The following is a 1,523-nucleotide window of genomic DNA, read 5'->3' on the forward strand; positions in this document are numbered from 1 at the left end:
GACAGATCGGCCGGCGGCTGGTGCACCCGGGCGGCGATCGGCGCCGCCGCGACGCGCCCCCAGGCATCGGCCAGCCCCACCGTCTCCGCGCCGACCGGCGCGAGCCCGCCGAGGATGCGGGCGCGGGCCTCCTCGACGCTCAGCACGGCGGGGGCGTCAAGCCTGGGTGAAGGCGCCGGACTTGCCGCCTTCCTTGTGCACGACGCGCAGCGACTCGATCCGCATGCCGCGATCGACCGCCTTGCACATGTCGTAGACCGTCAGCGCGGCGACCGAGGCGGCGGTCAGCGCCTCCATCTCCACGCCCGTGCGGCCGGTCGTGCGCACCGTCGCCGCGATCTCCACGGCACTTGCCTGCGCGTCCGGCTCCAGATCGACGGTGACGGACGTCACCGGCAGCGGATGACAGAGCGGAATGAGGTCGGCGGTCCGCTTCGCGCCCATGATGCCGGCCAACCGGGCGACCCCCAGCACGTCGCCCTTCTTCGCCTCGCCCCTGGTGATCAGCGCCAAGGTCTCCGGCCGCATCACCACCCGCACCCGCGCGGTCGCGCTGCGGTCCGTCTCCGGCTTGGCGGAGACGTCGACCATCACCGCCCTTCCGGCCGCGTCGAAATGCGTCAGCGCCGTGCCTTCGGCCCGCGTGTCGGGATCGCCGCTCACGCGCCGGCCGCGTGCCGGGGCGGCTCCGGCTCCGGATCGGGCACGCGCAAATCGGGGCCGAGCAGGGCCGCGATCGCCTCGCCGACGTCGGGCTGGCGCAGCAGGCTCTCGCCGATCAGGAAGCAGTTGGCCCCCGCGTGGGACAGGCGGCGCACGTCATGGGGCGTGCGTATGCCGCTCTCGGCGATCAGGAAACGATCCGGCGGCACCAGCGGCGCCAGCTCGATCGTCGTTGCAATATCGGTCTTCAACGTCTTGAGATTGCGGTTGTTGATCCCGATCAGCTTGGTCTCCAGACCAAGCGCGCGATCGAGTTCGCGCCGGTCGTGCACCTCGGCCAGCACGTCCATGTCGAGCGAGCGCGCCAGCGCCTCCAGCTCGCGGGCCTGATCGTCGGTCAGCGCCGCCATGATCAGCAGTACGCAATCCGCGCCCATCAGCCGGCTTTCGTAGATCTGCCACTCCTCCAGCATGAAGTCCTTGCGCAGGACCGGCAGGTCGACGGCGGCGCGGGCGGCGCGCAAATCGTCGGGGCTGCCCTGGAAATGCGGCGTGTCGGTCAGCACGGACAGGCACGCGGCGCCGGCCGCCGCATAGGCGCGGGCGAGGGCGGCCGGGTCGAACGCGGGGCGGATCAGCCCGCCGGAGGGCGAGGCCTTCTTGATCTCGGCGATCAGCCCGAACTGGCCCCCGCCGCATTTCGCCATCAGCGCCTGCCCGAACGAGCGGGCGCGGGGCGCCTTGGACGACGCCTTGGCCCGCAGCGTCTCCAGCGGCAACGTCGCCCGGCGGCGTTCGGTCTCCGCCCGCGTGTCGGCGCAGATGCGCGCAAGCGCGTCGCTGAACGGCGCGCCGTGCCG

The 1,523-nt window shown here is 72.6% G+C and carries 2 protein-coding genes; both read right to left on the reverse strand.

All coding sequences use genetic code 11. The features are described 5' to 3' along the window. Nucleotides 1-156: 156 nt before the first annotated feature. Entirely contained in the window at nucleotides 157-624 is a 468-nt protein-coding gene (gene moaC / locus B8460_RS10435) for a cyclic pyranopterin monophosphate synthase MoaC (RefSeq protein ID WP_456303905.1), read from the reverse strand. Between the two features lie 35 nt (nucleotides 625-659). After that, nucleotides 660-1,523, reverse strand: an 864-nt coding sequence (trpC, locus tag B8460_RS10440) for an indole-3-glycerol phosphate synthase TrpC (protein ID WP_048861539.1), incomplete at its 5' end; no start/stop codon positions are given.

Origin of the sequence: Acidisphaera rubrifaciens HS-AP3, from assembly GCF_000964365.1 — a bacterium.
Lineage (GTDB): Bacteria > Pseudomonadota > Alphaproteobacteria > Acetobacterales > Acetobacteraceae > Acidisphaera > Acidisphaera rubrifaciens.